At 68.9% G+C, this 19,085-nt stretch carries 17 protein-coding genes; 1 reads left to right on the top strand and 16 read right to left on the bottom strand.

Annotation, left to right across the window (positions count from 1 at the left end; translation table 11 throughout):
• Positions 1 to 113 precede the first annotated feature (113 nt).
• Positions 114 to 1,640, top strand: a complete 1,527-nt coding sequence (locus PQI23_RS06395; RefSeq protein WP_339972661.1) for a glycosyltransferase family 2 protein — start codon at positions 114 to 116, stop codon at positions 1,638 to 1,640.
• Between the two features lie 11 nt (positions 1,641 to 1,651).
• Here PQI23_RS06395 and PQI23_RS06400 read toward each other — a convergent pair whose 3' ends face one another.
• The 16 genes from PQI23_RS06400 to PQI23_RS06475 form a co-directional block, all read right to left on the bottom strand.
• A complete protein-coding gene (locus PQI23_RS06400) occupies positions 1,652 to 2,569 on the bottom strand; it encodes an RluA family pseudouridine synthase (RefSeq protein ID WP_339972663.1) in 918 nt (305 codons plus the stop codon).
• Complete coding sequence (lspA, locus tag PQI23_RS06405) at positions 2,556 to 3,149, bottom strand: signal peptidase II (RefSeq protein WP_339972665.1); 594 nt, start codon at positions 3,147 to 3,149, stop codon at positions 2,556 to 2,558. The genes PQI23_RS06400 and lspA overlap by 14 nt, the downstream gene beginning before the upstream one ends.
• A gap of 8 nt (positions 3,150 to 3,157) precedes the next feature.
• Entirely contained in the window at positions 3,158 to 3,862 is a 705-nt protein-coding gene (locus PQI23_RS06410; RefSeq protein WP_339972667.1) for a DivIVA domain-containing protein, read from the bottom strand.
• A gap of 90 nt (positions 3,863 to 3,952) precedes the next feature.
• A complete protein-coding gene (locus tag PQI23_RS06415; protein ID WP_339972669.1) occupies positions 3,953 to 4,246 on the bottom strand; it encodes a YggT family protein in 294 nt (97 codons plus the stop codon).
• Between the two features lie 2 nt (positions 4,247 to 4,248).
• A complete protein-coding gene (locus tag PQI23_RS06420; RefSeq protein WP_339972671.1) occupies positions 4,249 to 4,746 on the bottom strand; it encodes a cell division protein SepF in 498 nt (165 codons plus the stop codon).
• Between the two features lie 30 nt (positions 4,747 to 4,776).
• Positions 4,777 to 5,472, bottom strand: coding sequence for a YggS family pyridoxal phosphate-dependent enzyme (locus PQI23_RS06425; RefSeq protein ID WP_339972673.1), 696 nt, complete (start codon positions 5,470 to 5,472; stop codon positions 4,777 to 4,779).
• A gap of 5 nt (positions 5,473 to 5,477) precedes the next feature.
• Positions 5,478 to 6,695 carry a cell division protein FtsZ gene (gene ftsZ, locus PQI23_RS06430; RefSeq protein WP_339972675.1) on the bottom strand — a complete coding sequence of 406 codons (1,218 nt, stop codon included), beginning with the start codon at positions 6,693 to 6,695 and terminating at the stop codon, positions 5,478 to 5,480.
• Positions 6,696 to 6,840: 145 nt separating this feature from the next.
• Complete coding sequence (locus PQI23_RS06435) at positions 6,841 to 7,902, bottom strand: FtsQ-type POTRA domain-containing protein (RefSeq protein ID WP_339972677.1); 1,062 nt, start codon at positions 7,900 to 7,902, stop codon at positions 6,841 to 6,843.
• Positions 7,899 to 9,320, bottom strand: a complete 1,422-nt coding sequence (gene murC / locus PQI23_RS06440) for a UDP-N-acetylmuramate--L-alanine ligase (protein WP_339972679.1) — start codon at positions 9,318 to 9,320, stop codon at positions 7,899 to 7,901. Before murC ends, PQI23_RS06435 begins: the two co-directional genes overlap by 4 nt.
• 86 nt (positions 9,321 to 9,406) lie before the next feature.
• Positions 9,407 to 10,489, bottom strand: coding sequence for a UDP-N-acetylglucosamine--N-acetylmuramyl-(pentapeptide) pyrophosphoryl-undecaprenol N-acetylglucosamine transferase (locus PQI23_RS06445; protein WP_339972681.1), 1,083 nt, complete (start codon positions 10,487 to 10,489; stop codon positions 9,407 to 9,409).
• Positions 10,486 to 11,682: a putative lipid II flippase FtsW gene (ftsW, locus tag PQI23_RS06450; protein ID WP_339972683.1), complete on the bottom strand. Its 1,197-nt coding sequence runs from the start codon at positions 11,680 to 11,682 to the stop codon at positions 10,486 to 10,488. Before ftsW ends, PQI23_RS06445 begins: the two co-directional genes overlap by 4 nt.
• Complete coding sequence (gene murD, locus PQI23_RS06455; RefSeq protein ID WP_339972765.1) at positions 11,682 to 13,202, bottom strand: UDP-N-acetylmuramoyl-L-alanine--D-glutamate ligase; 1,521 nt, start codon at positions 13,200 to 13,202, stop codon at positions 11,682 to 11,684. Before murD ends, ftsW begins: the two co-directional genes overlap by 1 nt.
• A complete protein-coding gene (gene mraY, locus PQI23_RS06460; protein ID WP_339972685.1) occupies positions 13,202 to 14,290 on the bottom strand; it encodes a phospho-N-acetylmuramoyl-pentapeptide-transferase in 1,089 nt (362 codons plus the stop codon). The genes murD and mraY overlap by 1 nt, the downstream gene beginning before the upstream one ends.
• Complete coding sequence (locus PQI23_RS06465) at positions 14,287 to 15,696, bottom strand: UDP-N-acetylmuramoyl-tripeptide--D-alanyl-D-alanine ligase (RefSeq protein WP_339972687.1); 1,410 nt, start codon at positions 15,694 to 15,696, stop codon at positions 14,287 to 14,289. The genes mraY and PQI23_RS06465 overlap by 4 nt, the downstream gene beginning before the upstream one ends.
• Positions 15,693 to 17,249 (bottom strand): Mur ligase family protein, encoded by a 1,557-nt coding sequence (locus PQI23_RS06470; protein WP_339972689.1) that lies wholly within the window; start codon positions 17,247 to 17,249, stop codon positions 15,693 to 15,695. The genes PQI23_RS06465 and PQI23_RS06470 overlap by 4 nt, the downstream gene beginning before the upstream one ends.
• 23 nt (positions 17,250 to 17,272) lie before the next feature.
• Complete coding sequence (locus PQI23_RS06475) at positions 17,273 to 19,069, bottom strand: peptidoglycan D,D-transpeptidase FtsI family protein (RefSeq protein WP_339972691.1); 1,797 nt, start codon at positions 19,067 to 19,069, stop codon at positions 17,273 to 17,275.
• Between the last annotated feature and the right edge of the window lie 16 nt (positions 19,070 to 19,085).

Genomic DNA, 19,085 nt, shown 5'->3' on the forward strand with positions numbered 1-19,085 from the left:
CGGGCTTCGGCGGCAGTATGCTCAGCGTGGGCGGGGGTAGTGTGAGCGAGAGATGCTGCTCGACCGATGGCCGGCCCCGTCGTGACGAGCGCGCCCGACTTCGAGGAGAGACCGTGACCGAGACCGCGCCCATCGTGAGCGTCGTGATTCCCGTATACAACTCGATGCCGTACCTGACCGGCACGCTCGATTCGATCCTGGCGCAGGATCTGCAGTCGTTCGAGGTCATCGCGATCGATGACGGATCGACGGACGGCTCCGGAGCCGAGCTCGACCGGTTCGCGGCCGCCGACCCCCGCGTCACCGTCGTGCACCAGCCCAACAGCGGCTGGCCGGGGATGCCCCGCAATCGCGGACTCGAACGCGCGCAGGGCACGTACGTCCTGTTCATGGATGCCGACGACACGATTGCGCCGGAGGCGCTGCGTCTCATGGTCGCGCAGGCCGAGGAGCACGACGCCGACATCGTCATTCCGCGCTTCGAGGGCACCGGCGGGCGGCAGGTGCAGGCTCTCTTCGAGCGGCATCCGGAAGGACCGATCGAACTCGCCCGGGCGATGGAGACCCTCTCGCCCCAGAAGCTCTTCCGGCGCGCCATGCTCGAGCGAATCGGTCTGCGATTCCCCGAGGGCCGAGTGCGTCTCGAAGACGGTATCTTCGTCACCCGCGCCTACATCGAGGCCCGGCGCATCATGTTCTGCGGCGCAGGTCCGCTCTACTTCATCGCACTGCGCGACGACGGACGCAACATCTCCGGGCAGCGCATCGACCCGGACAACTACGTCTCGTCGTGCCGGCGCATCGCGGAGACGCTGCTCGAGGGAGTCGCCGATCCTGATGACCGCCTCGCCCTCGTGCGCCAGTTCTTCGGCCGCAAGGGCCTGCGCTTCTACGCGCCGAAGCGCTGGCTCTCCATGGACGATGCACAGCGCGCCCGATGGGTCGCGCTGCATCGCGACTTCCTCCACGACCTCCTCCCCTCCGGGACCGACGCCCGCATCGCGCATCCCACAGATCGACGCAAGGTCGAACTGATCCGGGCGGGCGACGTCGCAGGGCTCGACGCGCTGATCCGCGCGGCGGAACTGCTCGAGCACACCGGAGTGGTCACCGGAACGCGCGCCGTTCCGGGCGGCATCGAATTGACGGTCACCGTACACGCCGCGCACGAAGACGCGCCGTCTCGGAAGGCCGGGGCCGGGCTGCGGGTGCGTCTCGCCGACCGCGTCTACCGCCTGCTGCGGCCCGTCATCACGCGGCGCGCCGTGCGCGGGGCCAGCCGCCTGGCCGCCGATCTCCTCCTCCGCGATCGTCCGCGGGCGACCCTGCTCCTCTCCGGGCGCAAGCGGGGACGGGCGGCGGCCGTTCCCGGGCGGCTCGCTCCCCCGGCCCCTGCCACTGGCGACGCTCCGCGCGACGCGCCGGCACCCAGGTACCGGTTCGTACTGCCGCACGAGTTGCTGCGACGCTATCGCGGCGAGCGGGTCGACGCCTGGACCGTGCTGTTCGCCGATCGGAGGACGAGCGGGGACCGTTCACGGCTCACGGCTCAGTCGGCACGCGACCGGCGCGTCAGCGGCGTTCGCGTCTACGCCACGAACCGCGGCAACTTCAGCATGCAGGTGCGCGCGAAGCAGTGACCCTGTGCGGGTCAGGCGTCGAGCACGTCGAGGGCGTGCTGCAGATCAGCCGGGTATCCGCTCTCGAACTGCACCGGTTCACCGGTGCCCGGGTGCCTGAAGCCGAGACGCTTCGCGTGCAGCCACTGCCGGGAGAGCTGCAGTCGTTCGGAGAGCGTCGGGTCCGCGCCGTACATGCTGTCGCCGACGCACGGGTGGCGCTGCGCCGACATGTGCACACGGATCTGATGCGTGCGACCGGTTTCGAGTCGTATCTCGAGCAGTGATGCGTACGGGAAGGCCTCGAGCGTCTCGTAATGCGTCACCGACGGCTTTCCGTCACGCGTCACCGCGAACTTCCATTCGTGCCCGGGATGCCGGCCGATCGCTCCCTCGATCGTCCCGGCGAACGGATCGGGATGCCCCTGCACCACGGCGTGATAGATCTTGTCGACCTCGCGATCCTTGAACGCGCGCTTGAGCTCGCTGTAGGCGTGTTCGCTCTTCGCGACGACCATGAGCCCGCTCGTGCCCGCGTCGAGGCGATGCACGATCCCCTGCCGTTCGGCCGGTCCGGAGGTCGCGATGCGGTACCCCGCACCCGCGAGCGCGCCGAGCACCGTGGGCCCCTGCCACCCGAGCGACGGGTGCGCCGCAACGCCGGCGGGCTTGTCGATGACGAGAATGTCGTCATCATCATGAATGATGCCGAGCTCGGGAAGCACGACCGGAACGACTTCGGGACCGCGCTTCTCCTGCCAGGCCACTTCCAACCAACCGCCCGCCGTCAGACGATCGGACTTGCCGAGTTCACGCCCATCGAGATGCACGCCGCCGTCGGCAGCGATCTCAGCCGCGAAACTCCTCGAGAACCCGAGCAGCTTGGCGAGTGCAGCATCGACGCGATCCCCGACGAGGCCGTCGGGGACGGGCAGGCTACGCCGTTCCATCGTGCTCTCCGGCCGGTTCTGCGCGGGAGCGTTCCCGGGGGCGACCATCGATGTGCAGACCCAGGAGCGAGATCACCACGAACAGGATCATGCCGGACACGATGGCGATGTCGGCGATGTTGTAAATCGCCTCGGAGAACCCCAGCCACATCCAGGGCGTCGAGATGAAGTCGATGACGTGCCCCTGGGGAAAACCCGGCTCCCGCGTCAGCCGATCCGTGAGATTGCCCAGCACGCCTCCGAGCAGCAGGCCCAGGAAGAGCCCCCACGGAACCGACCCCAGCCGCCTGATCTGCCACAGGATGACGATGACGACCGCGGCCGCGAGAATCGTGAAGATCCAGGTCGAACCCGTCGCGAACGAGAATGCTGCGCCCGGGTTGCGTACGAAGTGCCAGCGGAGGAACTCCCCCCAGACGGGCACGGTGTGTCCTTCGACCAGGTGATCGACCACCCAATTCTTGACGAGCTGATCGGACGCGAACACTGCCGCCGCCACTCCGATTAGGAGCAGCGGCACCAGTGCTCGGCGTCGCGATCTCGGTGGGGCTTCCGCGCTCGACTGAGAAGCGTCGCTCACGCTCCCGGTTACTGCAGACCGTCGGGCGCGCCGGCGGGCTCGGGCGAACCGTCGAGACCGCGCAGCTGAGACTGAATGTACGACCGCAGCGTCGAGCGGTACTCGCTCTCGAACTGACGCAGGTCCTTGATCTTGAACTGGAGGTCGCTGCGCTCTTCGCCGAGCTGGCGGAGCTCCTCGGACCGCTGCTTCTGCGCCTCATCGACGAGCTGCTTCGCAGTGCGCTCCGCGTCCTGGATCATCTGGTCGCGCTTGGCCTCCGCCTCGGAGATCAGCTTGTCGCGTGTCGCCTCGCCCTCGTGGACGTGCTTGTCGTGCAGCTCGAGGGCGAGCTGCAGCATCGCGCTCGACTTCACAGCGTCGGGCTGCGGCACTGCGCCGCTCTCGGCGACCGCCTGGCTCTGCGCGGGCGCCGTCTGCTGCGGTGCCGGTGCCGGTGCCTCGACCACGATCGTCTGCTCCGATGCAGCACCCTCGGACTCGGCGTTCTCCTGCGCGCTGGGGTCGGCGGAACCGGAACCCGACTCGGCTGCAGCGAGCTTCTCGGTCAGCTCGTCGATCTGGGCGCGCAGCTCGGCCTTCTCCTGCTCGTGCTGACGGAGCTCCTCGACGATCGTGTCCAGGAAATCATCGACTTGATCGAGATCGTATCCGTCGCGGAACTTGGTGATCGTGAACTTCTGGTTCACGACATCTTCGGGAGTCAAGGCCATCGTTACGTCTCTTTCGCTTCGGGACCACTGCCGTGGTCTAGAACAACGCTAGCAAATAAAGTCGGGTTCGCGCAGATGCGCCGGTCACGGTTACCAGGCGGAGAGGATCGCGATCAGTATCAAGCACGAGATCATCGTCAGCAGCCACCCGAGATCGAGAGCCACGCGACCGATCCGAATCGGCGGGAAGATCTTCCGGAACATGCGGATCGGCGGATCCGTGATCGTGTACACGAGTTCTACGAGAACAGCCCAGACCCCCCTCGGCCGAAACTGCCGATTGAGCACGGTGACCCAGTCGAGCACGAATCTCGCCCACAGCACGAACGTTAAGATCCGGAGAGCCAGCCGAAGAATGAAAGCGATCGCTGCGACGATCTCCACGCTCAGGCCGACGGAGCTACGAAGAACGATCCGCTGTCGTTCTTCTGCGAGAGGTCGCTGCCGGTCTCGATGTGCTCGGGCGACAGGAGGAACACCTTGCTCGTCACGCGTTCGATGCGACCGCTGAGTCCCATCGTCAGGCCGCTCGCGAAATCGATCAGTCGCTTCGCATCGCCGTCGGTCATCCGAGAGACGTTGACGATCACGGGGATGCCGTCGCGGAAGCTCTCGGCGATCGTCTGCGCGTCCGCGTACGCGGTCGGGTGCACGGTGAGGATCTCGTTCATCGGCTGCGACGACGGCTGCTGCGTGGGGGTGACACGGCGGAGCGGCGTGACGGCAGCGCGCTGGGCGGGCGGTCGTGCTGCTTCCGGCTTCGGTGCCGGCGCGGTCTGCGCAGCGCGCGGGGCCGCCGGCTTCGCCGACTCGGCATTCTGGGCGTCGAGGTCTTCCTCGGCGAGGCCCAGGAACACCATGGTCTTCTTCAGCGGGTTGCTCATGTTTTCTCCCAACGGTGCGGTGGTTCGAGACTACCGGGGCTCCGGGCGTTTCCCCGTGATTGCGCTGCCGATCCGGAGGTGTGTCGCGCCCGCTGCGATGGCTTCCGGGAAATCGTGCGTCATGCCCGCTGAGATAGCGTCGGCGTGCGGCGCGATGGCTCGAACGCGTTCCGAGTATCCGGCGAGGCGTTCGAAGGCGGAGGCGGCCGGCTCCTCCAGCGGCGCTACGGCCATGACTCCCCTCAGGCGGAGCGCGGCGGCGCCGAGGGTGTGCTCGGCGAGCCGCTCGAGCTCCGTGGGAGCGACTCCCCCGCGCGCCGGATCGTCCGTGAGGTTGACCTGCAGGAAGACGTCGATCGTCCGGTCGTCGTCGGCGATCGCGTCGACCAGGCGCTCGCGGTCGACCGAATGGATCGCGTGCGCGTAGCGCGCGGCCTGCCGGGCCTTCTTCGTCTGGAGCTGTCCGACGAAGTGCCACCGCAGATCGAGGTCCGCGAGCGCTTCGGCCTTCGCCTGCGCCTCCTGATGCCGGTTCTCGCCCACGTCCCGCACCCCGAGGGCCGCGAGCGCCGAGATCAGCTCCGGGGGATGGAACTTGGTGACGACGATCAGCTCGACCTCCTCGGGGCTGCGCCCCGCGCCACGGCACGCCTCCTCGATTCCGGAACGCACGCGCAGCAGTCGATTGCTCAGTCCGGGGAACGCCGCGTCGCTGACTTCGCTCATGCGAGTTACCTCAGGAACTCGGGAATGTCGAGATCGTCGTCGTCATCGCCGTCGAAGGCCGGGTCGGAGATCTGCGCCTCGACGGGCGGGTTCGAGAGCACCTCGCCGAACTGCCCGGTCGGCGGATTCTTCGACCCCGAGTCGCCCGCCGACGCGAGGCCGGTGTACGCGGCGCCGGCTGCCGAGCCGCCGACCGCCGCGGGAGCTGCGACCTCGTCGAGACTCTCCACGTGGCTGCCGCGCCGACCGCGCTCCGGGTTCGGCGCCGGGGCGGGTGTCTCATCGTCGAAGCCGGCGGCGATCACCGTGACGCGCACCTCGTCGCCGAGTGTGTCGTCGATCACCGTGCCGAAGATGATGTTCGCCTCGGGGTGCACGACGTCCTGCACCAGCGTCGAGGCCTCGTAGATCTCGCTCAAGGCGAGGTTCGAGGAGCCCTGGATCGACAGCAGCACGCCATGCGCCCCCTCGACGGACGCCTCGAGCAGCGGAGAGGCGACGGCGAGCTCGGCGGCTTTGATGGCGCGATCCGCGCCCCGAGCCGATCCGATGCCCATGAGCGCGGCCCCCGCCCCCTGCATGACCGACTTCACGTCTGCGAAATCGAGGTTGATCAGGCCCGGGGTGGTGATGAGATCGGTGATGCCGGATACGCCGGCGAGCAGCACCTGATCGGCCGCCGCGAACGCCTCGATCATGCTGATGCCGGGCTCGCTGATGTCGAGCAGGCGGTCGTTGGGAACCACGATCAGCGTGTCGACCGCCTCGCGGAGCGTGTGCACACCCGAATCGGCCTGCGCTGCGCGTCGCTTGCCCTCGAAGCTGAAGGGGCGCGTGACCACGCCGATCGTCAGCGCGCCGATGGACTTGGCGATGCGCGCCACGACAGGCGCGGCTCCGGTGCCGGTGCCGCCGCCCTCGCCCGCCGTGACGAACACCATGTCCGCACCCGCGAGCGCCTCCTCGATCTCCTCCGCGTGGTCTTCTGCGGCGCGTCGCCCGACCTCGGGGTCGGCTCCGGCGCCGAGGCCCCTGGTGAGCTCACGACCGACGTCGAGCTTCACGTCGGCGTCGCTGAGGAGCAGGGCCTGCGCATCGGTGTTGACGGCGATGAACTCGACGCCGCGCAGCCCGAGCTCGATCATTCGATTGACCGCGTTCACTCCGCCGCCGCCGACGCCGACGACCTTGATCACCGCAAGGTAGTTCTGGTTCGCTGACACGTGCTTCCTCCGCCCCTAACCTTCAACCTCTACTTAAGGTTAAGAGTTAGTATCGCCGTATACATTTCCTGCGCACCACCGTATGGGCCGAAGGCACCGGGCCACGCCTGACACGCCGCGCGCTCGGCGAAAGAAGGCCGCTCGCCTACTCGAATACGGGCGCTTCGGTCGCCGAGACGTCGATGCGCTCCACGGACTGGTCGGCGAGAGAGGAGAGCATTGCCTGCAGCACCACCGCCTTCCGGCGGCTGTCGTCGGCGTCGCCCCAGACCACGGTGATGCCGCTCGCGAGTGTGAACTGGACGTCCTGCGCACTCGTCGCACTCGCGGCGATGATCTGCCCGCGCAGATCGGAGGGCATGTCGCGGAGCGCACGCGACGCCGAGCGGAACGCGGCGGAGCTGAGGTCCGTCAGCGCCCCCGACCCGAGGGGGACGCCCGCCGGAGCGGTGTCCGCTGCGCCGAGCAGCACGCCGGCGGCGTCGTACAGTTCGACGCCTTCTGCACCGGCGACCGAGATCACCGGCACACGTTCCTCGATCCGCACCACGAGCGTGTGCGGGGGAACGCGCTCCACGGCGTAGCGCTGAATCACCGGAAACGGCTCCAGGGCGCGGTGCACCTCGGCGTCGTCGATCAACGCGAGCGGGCGGCCCTCGAACCGCTCGAGCGCCCGCTTCACGTCGCCCGCGTTCACGCTCTCGACACCCGACACCTCGACTTCTCGAACCGCCATGAGGGGGGTGAACACGACCGCCGCGACGAACAGCACGAGCGCGCCGACCGCGGCGAGCACGATGATCCACCGCCGCCGTCGCCCGCGCGCCTCCGCCGAGAACCGACGCCGCTCGCGCCGGGCCTGCCGCTTGCGCTCGCGGGCGGCGGCCGCCAATCGCCGCTCCGCCTCGCGCACGGGGTCCTGCGCTCTCCCCCGGAATCGCTCGATTCCCGGCCGAGGCCGTTCATCGATCGACCCGAGGTCGACGGTCGGGTGCTCATCGGAGAAGCGAGCGGCATCGGGCGTCGGGTCGGCGACCGGCGCGGCCGGCTCCGCGTCCGGCGCGGGTTCGCGCACCGGCACCCGGCTCATCCGCGAGATCTGCGTCGGTGCGGCTTCGGAGACGTCCCGCTGCGCGCTGGAGCGCGGCGGCTCGGTCTCCGGGCTCGGCCGGTCCGGAGTCCGATCGAAACCGCCGGGGCGCTTCACTGCGCCTCGAGCTCGAACCGCTCGCGCAGCGCCCCGACCACCTGCGGGATGATGCGGTACACCGTGCCGCAGCTCATCGTCACCATGACGTCCCCCGGGCGGGCGATGCTCGCGAGATACTCCGCGGCATCCTGCCACTCGGGCACGTACGCCACGCGATCCGGGTCTGCGAAGTCGTCCGAGACGAGCGCTCCCGTCACATCCGGTACCGGGTCCTCCCGCGCACCATCGACGGCGAGCACGACGGTGTGATCAGCACCGCGCTCGAGCACCTCGGCGAACTCCTGATGGAAGAGCCGCGTACGACTGTAGAGATGGGGCTGGTGGATCGCGATGAGCCGCCCCTCCCCGACCACGGCGCGCGCGGAGTCGAGCAGCGCGGCCACCTCGGTCGGATGGTGCGCGTAATCGTCGTACACCCGCACGCCGTTCACCTCGGCGTGGAACTCGAAGCGGCGCTTCGTGCCCCCGAACGCGGCGATCGCTTCGAGCGCTGCCTCGGGCTCGAAGCCGAGACCGGTGAGCACCGCGAGGGCGCCCACCGCATTGACGGCGTTGTGCTTGCCGTACACGGCCAGCTGCGCGGAGTACCGCCGTCCGTCGATCTCCACCGCGAAGCGCACCGGGCCCGAATCATCGATCTCGACGATGCGGACATCGGCCCCGGACGTCTCTCCGAACGTGCGCACGGGAGCGTGTTCGCCCTGCTGTCGCAGGGCGGCGAGCACCTCGAGCGCTCCCGCGTCGTCCACGGAGATCACGATCTGCTCGCGCGCGCCCCGCATGAAATCGACGAAGGCCTGCATGAAGGCCTCTCGCGAACCGTAGAAGTCGAGGTGCTCGGGGTCCACGTTCGTGACGAGCGCTACGGCCGTGTCGTAGAGCAGGAACGACTTGTCGGATTCATCCGCCTCGATCACGAAGAGGTCGTCGGCACCGGTGCCCGAGCTCACCCCGAGCGACTCGATGACGCCCCCGTTCACGAAGGAGGGGTCGGCCCCGAGCCCCAGGAGCCCGGTCACCACCATGCCCGTCGACGTCGTCTTGCCGTGCGCCCCCGCGACGGAGACGACCCGCGAACCGCGCGAGAGCCAGGCCAGCGCCTGCGATCGGTGGAGCACCGGGAGGCCCCGGGCGAGCGCTCGCTGGTACTCCGGGTTATCCGTCCAGAGCGCCCCCGTCACGACCAGCGTGTCGGCGTCGCCGACGTTCGCAGCGTCGTGCCCGATGAAGACGGGGATGCCGAGTTCGACGAGCGCGTCGGTCGAATAGTTCGCGCTCCGGTCGGATCCGGTGACGCGAACGCCGGCCTGATGCATCATGCGGGCGATACCGCTCATTCCCGAGCCGCCGATACCGACGAAGTGGACCTGCCCGAGTTCTTGGGGGATCTCCAGTTCGAGATCGGGATAGATCATGGCGCCTCCTCAGCACGAATCGACAGTCAAGCGTACCGCGAGGCGAGCCGCCCGCCTGCGAGGACGCGCTGCGCGGCGGGCGAGGCTCAGCTCGCGGCCGCGCCGATCGCCTCGCGGACGAGCCCGTACAGGCGTTCGGTGCCATCCAGCGTTCCCGCGGAGCGCGCACGATGCGACATCGCCTCGAGCTGCGCGCCGTCGGCGAGGAGCGGAATGAGCGCATCGCGCACCCAGCCGGGAGTGAGATCGCCATCTGCGACGAGCAGCGCTCCGCCCGCGTCGACGACTCCGGCGGCGTTGAAGCGCTGCTCTCCGTTGCCGACGGCGTACGGCACGAGCACGGACGGAATGCCGAGACCGGAGAGTTCGCTCACCGTCGTGGAGCCCGCGCGGGACACGGCGAGATCGCAGGCGGCGAACGCGAGGTCCATGCGGTCGCAGTACGGGATCACGACATATCCGGGAACGCCGGGATCCTCGAGCTCGGTCAGCCCGCCCCAGACGTGCAGCACCTGTACGCCGGCGTCCACCAGTTCCCGGGCCGACCCCGAGATGCCGCGGTTGAGTGCCCGTGCACCCAGCGAACCGCCGGTCACCAGCAGCGTGCGCCGGTCGGGCTCGAGCCCGAAGTGCGCGCGGGCCTCTGCGTGCAGGGCAGCGCGATCCAGCCCCGTGATCTCCGGCCGCAGCGGCATGCCGGTGACGCGCGCACCCGCGATGGGCGTGCCCGGGAAGGTGACGGCCACGTGCGGCGTGCTCCTGGCACCCCAGCGATTCGCCATTCCCGGCTTGGCGTTCGCCTCGTGGATCACGACGGGAACGCTTTCACGCGCGCCGGCACGGTACGCGGGCGCTGCAGCGTAGCCGCCGAACCCAACCACCACGTCGATATCGCGCTCGCGAATCAGCGCCCGCACCTGCGATACCGCGCGGGCGAAGCGGGCCGGGAAGCGGAGCGCCGCGACGTTCGGGCGACGAGGGAAGGGCAGACGTTCGATATGCGCCAGTTCGTAGCCGCGCTCCGGCACGAGCCTCGCTTCGAGTCCCTCGCGCGTGCCGAGCACGATGATGCCCGCCTCCGGTTCCTCCCGTCGGATCAGGTCCGCGAGTGCGAGCAGCGGGTTGACGTGGCCGGCGGTTCCGCCGCCCGCGAGCAGGTAGTTGGTCATTCGAGTCCCATCTCTTCCTGATGCTGTGCGGCGTCACGCGCGATCGAGATCACGACTCCGATCGCGATCAAGCACGCGATGAGCGCGGTGCCGCCGGAGCTGATGAGCGGCAGCGGGACGCCGAGCACCGGCAGCACCCCCACGACGACGGCGATGTTCACGAACGCCTGACCGACGATCCAGACCAGCACGCCCCCCACGACCGCACGGCCGAAGCGATCCCTCGCTCGCACGATGAGCCGCAGCATCACCACGGTGAGCGCGATGAACAGCACGACCACGAGCAGGGCGCCGATCAGGCCGAGCTCCTCGCCGATGATCGCGAAGATGTAGTCGTTGTCGGCTGCCGGAAGCCACGACCACTTCGCCTTCGAGTTGCCGAGACCGACGCCGAACAGGCCGCCGCCCGCCAGCGCCCACAGGCCGTGGGTGGCCTGCCAGTCGATGCCGCTGTAATCGTCCGTTCCACCGGCATGGCTCAGGAGTCGCGCCATGCGGTTCGGGCTCGACAGCACGAAGAACGCGACGGCCAGCGCTCCGCCGAGAGCGGTCACGCCGAGCGTCTTCCAGCTCATGCCCCCGAAGAACATGGCCCCGAACACCAGCGCCGCCATGATCATCACGGTTCCCAGATCCTTGCCGAGCAGCACGACGCCGAGCGCGATCAGGGCCCCGGGAATGACGACGGGGATCAGTTCGTGACGCATCTGGCCGTACAGCGGCTCCTTGCGCTGCATCACCGCGCCGACCCACACCACGAGCGCGAGCTTCAGCGCCTCCGAGGGCTGAGCCGTGATGCCGCCGAGCTGAATCCAGTTGCGGTTGCCCGCGACCTCGAAACCGAGCGGGGTGAAGACGAGCAGTTGGAGTGCGATACCGAGCCCGAAGAGCGCCCACGCGTACCGCTTCCAGAACGTCACCGGCATGGCGGCTGCGACGAGCATCAGGGGAATGCCGATCACGGCGAAGATGACCTGGCGCCAGAAGCCGCCGAAGAATCCCTGATCGGCGAGGTACGACGTGATGGAGGACGACGAGAGCACCATGATGAGGCCGAACCCCACCAGCAGGAACGTGATGGTGTAGAGCGCGATCACCGTGCGGTCCGAGCCGATGCGCAGCATGCCGCCCAGCCGTATCAGGGCCTGTGCGGGTGCGCGACCCGACTCGCTCTCGCTCGTGCGCGCCGACATCATTCCAACTCTCGCACCGCGGCCTGGAAGCGTCTCCCGCGGTCTCCGTATCCCTCGAACTGGTCCATCGACGCCGCCGCGGGCGAGAGCAGCACCGTATCGCCCGGGTGGCCGATCTCGAGGGCCCGTGCCACGGCCGCCGCCATGATGCCGTCGGCGTCGATGTCGGCATCGGCGATCTCGACGACCGGTCGCTCCCCCAGGTGACGGCGGAGAGCGGCGAGAACCGGGGCCCGGTCGACCCCGATCACCACGGCGCCGCGCAACCGGATCGCATGGGTGCGCACGAGCTCCTCGATGTCGACGCCCTTCAGCAGGCCGCCGAGCACCCAGACGACGTCCTGCAGCGCGCGCAGTGATGCGTCCGCCGCGTGCGCATTCGTCGCCTTCGAATCGTCGATCCAGCGCAGCCCGCGGATCTCGCCGAGCTGCTGCGCCCGGTGCGGATCGGGCACGAAGGAGAGCACGGCGCGGGCGATCTCACTCGGCTCGACCCCGCGCGCACGCGCGAGCGCGCTCGCTGCCAGGATGTTCTGCACCATGTGGGGCGCGGCGATCCCGCGTTCGGCGAGCTCATCGACCGTCACGAGCTCGAACGCCTCGCTGCGCCGCTCGGCGTGATACCCGCGGTCGACGAGGATCCCCTCGACCACGCCGAACCCGCTGCTCGGCGGCGTGTCGAGCCCGAAGCTGATCGCACGAGCGCCCTCCACCACGTCGGCGGCCTCCACCATCCGCTCGGTCTCGGCGTCGGCACGGTTGTAGACGCAGGCGACCTGCGTGTTGCGGTACACCTTCGCCTTCGCCGCCCAGTACGCCCCCGGGGTGCCGTGCCAGTCGAGATGATCATCCGCGAAGTTCAAGCACGCGCTCGCGTACGGCGAGATCTCGCCCATCCGATCGAGCTGGAAGCTGGAGAGTTCGACGACGATGGCGTCGTACCCCTGCGGGTCGCGGAGCGCGTCGAGGATGGGCGTTCCGATGTTGCCCGCGGGTGTGACGCGCAGGCCCCCGGCGGCGAGCATGTGAGCCGTGAGCTGGGTCGTCGTCGTCTTGCCGTTGGTGCCGGTGATGCAGATCCAGTCGGCGATCCGCCCGGTCTTGTCGCGCAGTCGCCACCCGAGTTCGATGTCTCCCCAGACCGTCACGTCTCGGGCGCTCGCCCATGCGGTCAGCGGGTGGTCGGGGCGGTACCCGGGAGAGACGACGACCAGCTCGGGATCGAACGCCTCGAGGTCGGCGAGTTGAGCGGAGTCGTCGCCGTCGACGAAGCGCTCCGCTCCGATGACGTCGAGCAGGCGCTCGCGCTCCGGATCGGGAGAGCCGTAGATCACCCGCACGCGGGAGCCCAGTTCCGCGAGCGTGTCGGCCACCGAGAATCCGGTGACGCCGAGCCCGAGCACGGCGACCCTGAGCCCCGTCCAGTCGTGGTGCCAGCTCGTCAGCGCCTCGACGCGGTCCGCGACGAGCTTCGCGTAGATCGATGCGTCTCCGCTGCTGCTGTTCACGTCTGCTCCCATCACGGCTGCTGCAGCAGCCATTCGCCGTAGAACGCTCCGACTCCCGCGATCACGAAGAGGGCAGCGATGATCCAGAACCTGACGACCACCGTCACCTCGGCCCAGCCCTCGAGCTCGAAGTGATGATGGATCGGGCTCATCAGGAAGATGCGCCTTCCGTGCGTCACCTTGAAGTACAGCCGCTGCAGGATCACGGATCCCGTTTCGATGATGAAGAGGCCGCCGATGAGGATCAGCAGCACCTCGGTGCGGCTGACGATCGCGAGGGCTGCGATCGCGCCGCCGATGCCCATCGATCCCGTGTCGCCCATGAAGACGTGCGCGGGATTCGTGTTCCACCAGAGGAAGCCGCCCACGCCGCCGAGGAACGCGGCGGCGATGACCGCGAGGTCCATCGGGTCGCGGACTTCGTAGCAGCCCGGTTCCGATGCGGTGCTCACGCAGCTCTGCGCGGCCTGCCAGAACCCGATGACGAGGTATGCCCCGAAGGCGAAGATCGCCGCACCCGCGGCGAGTCCGTCGAGCCCGTCCGTGACGTTCACCGCGTTCGTGGTCGCGGTCACGATCACCATGACCCAGATGATGACGAGGCCGATGCCGATGATCGGCCCGAACGTCATGAAGTCGAAGGGAAGATCCCGGAAGACCGAGATGTGCGTCGACACCGGCGTGATTCCCGCGTCGTTCGCGAACTGAATGCCGAGAATCGCGAAGGAGACGGCGATGACGATCTGCCCGGCGATCTTCGCCCAGCCGCCGAGACCTGCCGATGCCTGCTGCCGCGTCTTCATGAAATCGTCGATGAAGCCGACGAGCCCGGCTCCCACCGCCATGAGGATGACGAGGAGCGCAGACGGCGAGGGCTGCTCCCCCATCACGAGTTTGCCGACGAAGTACGCGATCACCGACCCCGAGAGGAAGATGAGCCCGCCCATCGTCGGGGTGCCGCGCTTGACCTCGTGCTCCTTGGGGCCGTCGACGCGGATCGGCTGCCCCCAGCGCAGTCGGTTGAAGCCACGTACGAACAGCGGCGTGAGGAGCAGCGAGTAGAGCAGGGAGAACCCGCCGGCGATGAGGAGGGCGATCATGCGAACGCCTCCCCGAGGCGATCGCCGAGGCGCTGCAGCCCGGCAGCGTTCGACGACTTCACGAGTACCGTGTCGTCGGCGCGAAGCGACTCGATCAGATAGTCGAACGCCTCGTCCTGCGACGGGAAGAAGGTGCTCTCCCCGTCCCAGGAGCCCTCGTTGATCGCGCTGATGTGCAGCTGGCGCGCCTCGGGCCCGACGACCACGATTTCCGAGATCCCCAGACGCACGGCCTGCAGGCCGACCCGGCGGTGCTCCTCGATGGAGTACTCGCCGAGCTCGCTCATCGCACCCAGCACGGCGACCGAGCGACCGTCGGGCTTCCTGATCTGAGCAAGGGTGCGCAGCGCCGCGCTCATCGAATCCGGGCTCGCGTTGTAGGCGTCGTTGATGACGGTGACTCCGTCGCGGCCCCCGAGCACCTCCATGCGCCCCGGCGCTGCAAGCGTTGCCGATTCGAGCGTCGCGACGACCTCGGCGAGCGGGATGCCGAGCGCCCGGCCCACGGCCGCAGCCGCGAGCGCGTTCATGACGTGATGCTCGCCCAGCACTCGGAAGCGGACGGGCAGCGACTCCCCGCCGGAGTGGATCGTGAAGCGTGTGCCCGAAGCCGACGCCTCGACATCGGTGGCGCGTACATCGGCGCTCTCGCCGAGACCGAACCAGAGCACCTGGGCCCGCGTGAGCTCCGCCATCTGCGCGACGCGCGGATCGTCGCGATTCAGCACCGCGATCGCATCCTCGCTCAGATCTCGCACCATCTCGCTCTTGGTGCGGAACGTGGTCTCGATGCCTCCGAACTCGCCCGCGTGGGCGAGACCGACCGTGAGCACGACGCCGATGTGGGGCGGCGCCATGGCGGTGAGCCGGGCGATCTCGCCCTCCCCGCTCGCTCCCATCTCGGCGACGAGCGTCTGCGTGTCGGGCGTGACCCGCAGCATCGTCACAGGGCCGCCGACCTCGTTGTTGAAGGACTTCGCCGATGCGACCGTCGGGCCCGTGCGCTCCGCCATCGCCGCGACGAGGTTCTTCGTGGTCGTCTTGCCGTTCGAGCCGGTGATGCCGACGATCGTGAGGCCGCCCGCCGCGCGCACGCGTCGCACGACCTCCGTCGCGAGGGAGCCGAGCGCGTCCGTGCTGTCGGCGACGACGATCTGCGCGACGCGTCCGTCGACCTCGCGCTCCACGACGAGCAGCGAGGCGCCGGCGTCGACCGCGCGCGCCGCGAAGCGGTGGCCGTCGGTCTCCTCCCCGCGGCGCGCGAAGAAGACGTGCCCCGGGCTCACCTCGCGCGAGTCGGTCTGCGACTCGCCCGAGATCACGGTCTCGGGCCCCGACCCGTCCTCTCCGGGGATCAGGCGGCCGTTCACAGCGGTCGCGATCTCGGCCAGTGTCAGTGCAATCACGGGAGCAATCCTGCCTCGCGGAGCGCACCGCGAACTTCGTCACGCGCCGAATACGGGATGAACCGGCCGGCGATTTCTTGATGATCCTCATGTCCGGGACCGGCATACAGAATAACGTCACCGGGATCGGCGAGCGAAATGGCGAGTCGAACCGCAGCGCGCGGGTCGCCCTCCTCGATGACCTCGGCGTGCTGGGCCGAACGAGCCCCGGCGAGCAGCTGCGCCCGGATGGCCTCCGGCGGCTCGGAGCGCGGGTGGTAGTCGCACACGATGACCGTGTCGGCACCGGCTGCCGCGATCCTGCCCATCTCCTCGCGCTTCGTGGTGTCGCGATCGCCATCGGCTCCGAACAGGAAGATGATCCTCCCCGGTGCGACCTCGCCGAGTGCGTCGAGCATCGCCGCGAACGCACCCGGGGTGTGCCCGTAGTCGACGTAGAACCGCGGGCCGCTGCTGCCGCTCTCGGTGATCTGCTCGAGCCGGCCCGGGATGTACACCGGGATGCGGCCCTGCTCGAGCCCCGCCGCCACCTGCGCGATCGGAATTCCCGCTTCGTGCAGCATGATCAGTGCGAGCGCGGCGTTCTCCGCCATGAAGCGGCCGAACACGGGCACGCTTCCGCGGAAGTGCGCGCCCTCCGGGCCCTGCAGCACGAAGGAGACGCCGTCGAGCGTCTGACGAGTGATCGCCAAGTGCCAGTCCGCATCCTGCCCGTACTCCGTCGCGAGGCGCGTCACGGGGATGCGCGACTCGCGCGCGATGCGCTGCCCCCATGCAGAGTCGACCACCACCACGCCCCGCTCCGCGTGCTCGGGCGAGAAGAGCGCGAGCTTCGCGGCGAAGTAGGTCTCCAGGTCGCCGAACTCGTCGAGGTGGTCCTGGGAGAAGTTGTTGAACGCGACGACGTCGAAGCGCAGACCGTCGAGTCGGTGCCGCACGACGGCTTGCGCGGAGACCTCGATCGCGACACCCTCGACGCCGACCTCGACCATGCGCGCGAGCAGCCCGTGCAGTTCGGACGCCTCGGGGCTCGTGAGGTTGCTGACGATGACCTCGTCGCCGATCCTGCGCTCTGCCGTGGAGCTGAGCCCCGCGGTCACTCCCGCCGCGCGGAGCAGTTCGGCGATCAGGTACACGACGCTCGTCTTCCCGTTCGTGCCGGTGACCCCGAAGGTGCGCGCCGAGAAGCCCTCGGTACCGTAGACCACCGCAGCGATGTCGCCCAGGATGATGCGCGGGTGCGCTTCGGCGACGAGCACCGGCAGCCGGGCCCCCGCCGCCGACGCGAGATCGGCGCCCGCCGCGTCCGTGAGCATGGCGGCCGCCCCGGATGAGGCCGCCTGCGCCGCGAACTCCGCCCCGTGCCGCTGCGCGCCGGGCATGCCCACGTACAGGTCGCCCGGCCTCACATCGCGCGAATCCAGCGAAACGCCGGTGACCGCGAGGCCGTCGGGCAGACCCGATGCCCGCAGCTCGAACCGCTCGGCGATCGCGTCGAGCCGAACGGGAACGGGCTGGTGCGGGCGAATGCTCAAGGCATCTCCGGTACTCACGGGTGCGGGCCTCCTGGGCGTGATCAATACTCGGTGGGGAGCGGTGTGAACTCCCCCGTGGATGGCGGGATGTGGAACGTGCGGATCGTCGCCTCTGCAGCCGCCCGGAACGCGGTGAGCGCGGCGACGCCGCCGTCTCCCGCCGTCGGGAACGCAATCGATGCTACCGCGACGTACTGCGGATCATCTGCCGGGAAGATGCCCGCGAACGAGTGGACGAAGTCCGTCCGGTAGAGCCCGGTGGCGGGATCGACCTGCTCGGCGGTGCCCGTCTTCCCCGCGATGCGGTAGCCGGGGATCGCGATGAGGTCCTTGAACCAGCCCTCCGTGGTCACGGTTTCGAGCATGGCCATGACGTCGGCGGCAGCCGCCTCGGAGACCGCCTCGACCTCGTCGCCGTGGTCGGGTTCGGTCGTCGTCCCGTCTGCATCCGTGCACTGCTTCACGACGCTGGGCGGCACGCGGACGCCATGGTTCGCAATGGCCTGGTACACTCCGGCGGTCTGCACGATCGTCGACGAGAGGCCCTGACCGAACATCGTGTTGTACGAGGTCTGGCGATCCCAGTCCTTCGGCTCGTAGAGCAGTCCCGAATCCTCGACGGGCATGCCCGCCTGCGTCGCATCGCCGACGCCAAACCTCTTCAGGTAGTCGTAGCGCGTCTCCGCGCTGAGCTGCGACCCGAGCATCGACGTGCCGACGTTCGACGACTGCGTCAGAATCCCCGTGAGCGTCCACGGCATCTCGGGGTGATTGAACGAATCGCCGAAGCGCACGCCGGGCTCCGGCTCCAGGTAGTCGGGAGTGAGATTCTGCGACGCGGGCGTCGCGACGCCCTGGTCGATGAGCGCGGCCGCCGTGATCGTCTTGAACGTCGACCCGGGCTCGTACGGCGCGGTGAAGGATCGCGCTTCGCGCTTCTCCGGGTCCGACGCGTCGACGTCGTTGGGGTCCACCGACCCGTCCTCCGCGATCGCGACGAGCTCGCCGGTCTGCACGTCCATCACGGTCAGCAGACCGTATTCGGCCCCGACGGACTGCACCTGCTGGTTGATCGCCTGCTGCGTCTCCCACTGCAGGTCGCGGTCGATGGTGAGCTGCACCGTGCCGCCGTCCTGCACCTTCCGGGTGACCACGACGCTTCCGGGCAGCGCCACCCCGTCTTCGCTTCGCTCGTACGTCTCGGTGCCGTCGACGCCCGTCAGGCAGGCGTCCTGCGACAGCTCGACGCCCGCCTGAGGCACGTCGTCGGCCCCGGAGAACCCGACAATGTTGCCTCCGACAGCGCCGTTCGGGTACGTGCGGGTGTGCTGGCTCTCGAACGTCAGCCAGGGAATCTCGAGCGCCTTGAGCGCGTTGAGCTGCGTCAGATCGATCGATCGCTTCACGTAGGCGAAATCGGACTTCGGGTTGTCGCGGAGCGCGTCATCGACGATCTTCTGAATCTCATCCCCGCTCTGGCCCGTCACCTCGCCGATCTCCGCGAACGCCTGCGCAGCCGTGACCTCGACCGTGCCGACGCCGCGCTCGGCGTCGAGGCGGTAGAACACTCCATCGTTGAGCCGCGTGTTCTTCGGGGAGAGCTGCACGTCGTAGCGCTCATCCGTCGTCGCGAGCACCTCGCCATCGCGATCGACGATGTCGCCCCGGACGCTCGGAATGGCGACGGGCACCGCGCGCTTGTCTTTCGCGTCCTCGTTGAGCGCCGCCGCTGAGACGACCTGCACGTCGACGAGGCGCACGAGGAACACGAGCGCGGCGACGACGATGATGCCCAGCGCAATGGCCCGACGAAGCGACGATCCGCGCAGTCTCAGCATCCGATTCCTCCCGGAG

This window comes from Leucobacter sp. USCH14 (genome assembly GCF_037619215.1).
In the GTDB taxonomy this organism is placed as follows: Bacteria; Actinomycetota; Actinomycetes; order Actinomycetales; family Microbacteriaceae; genus Leucobacter.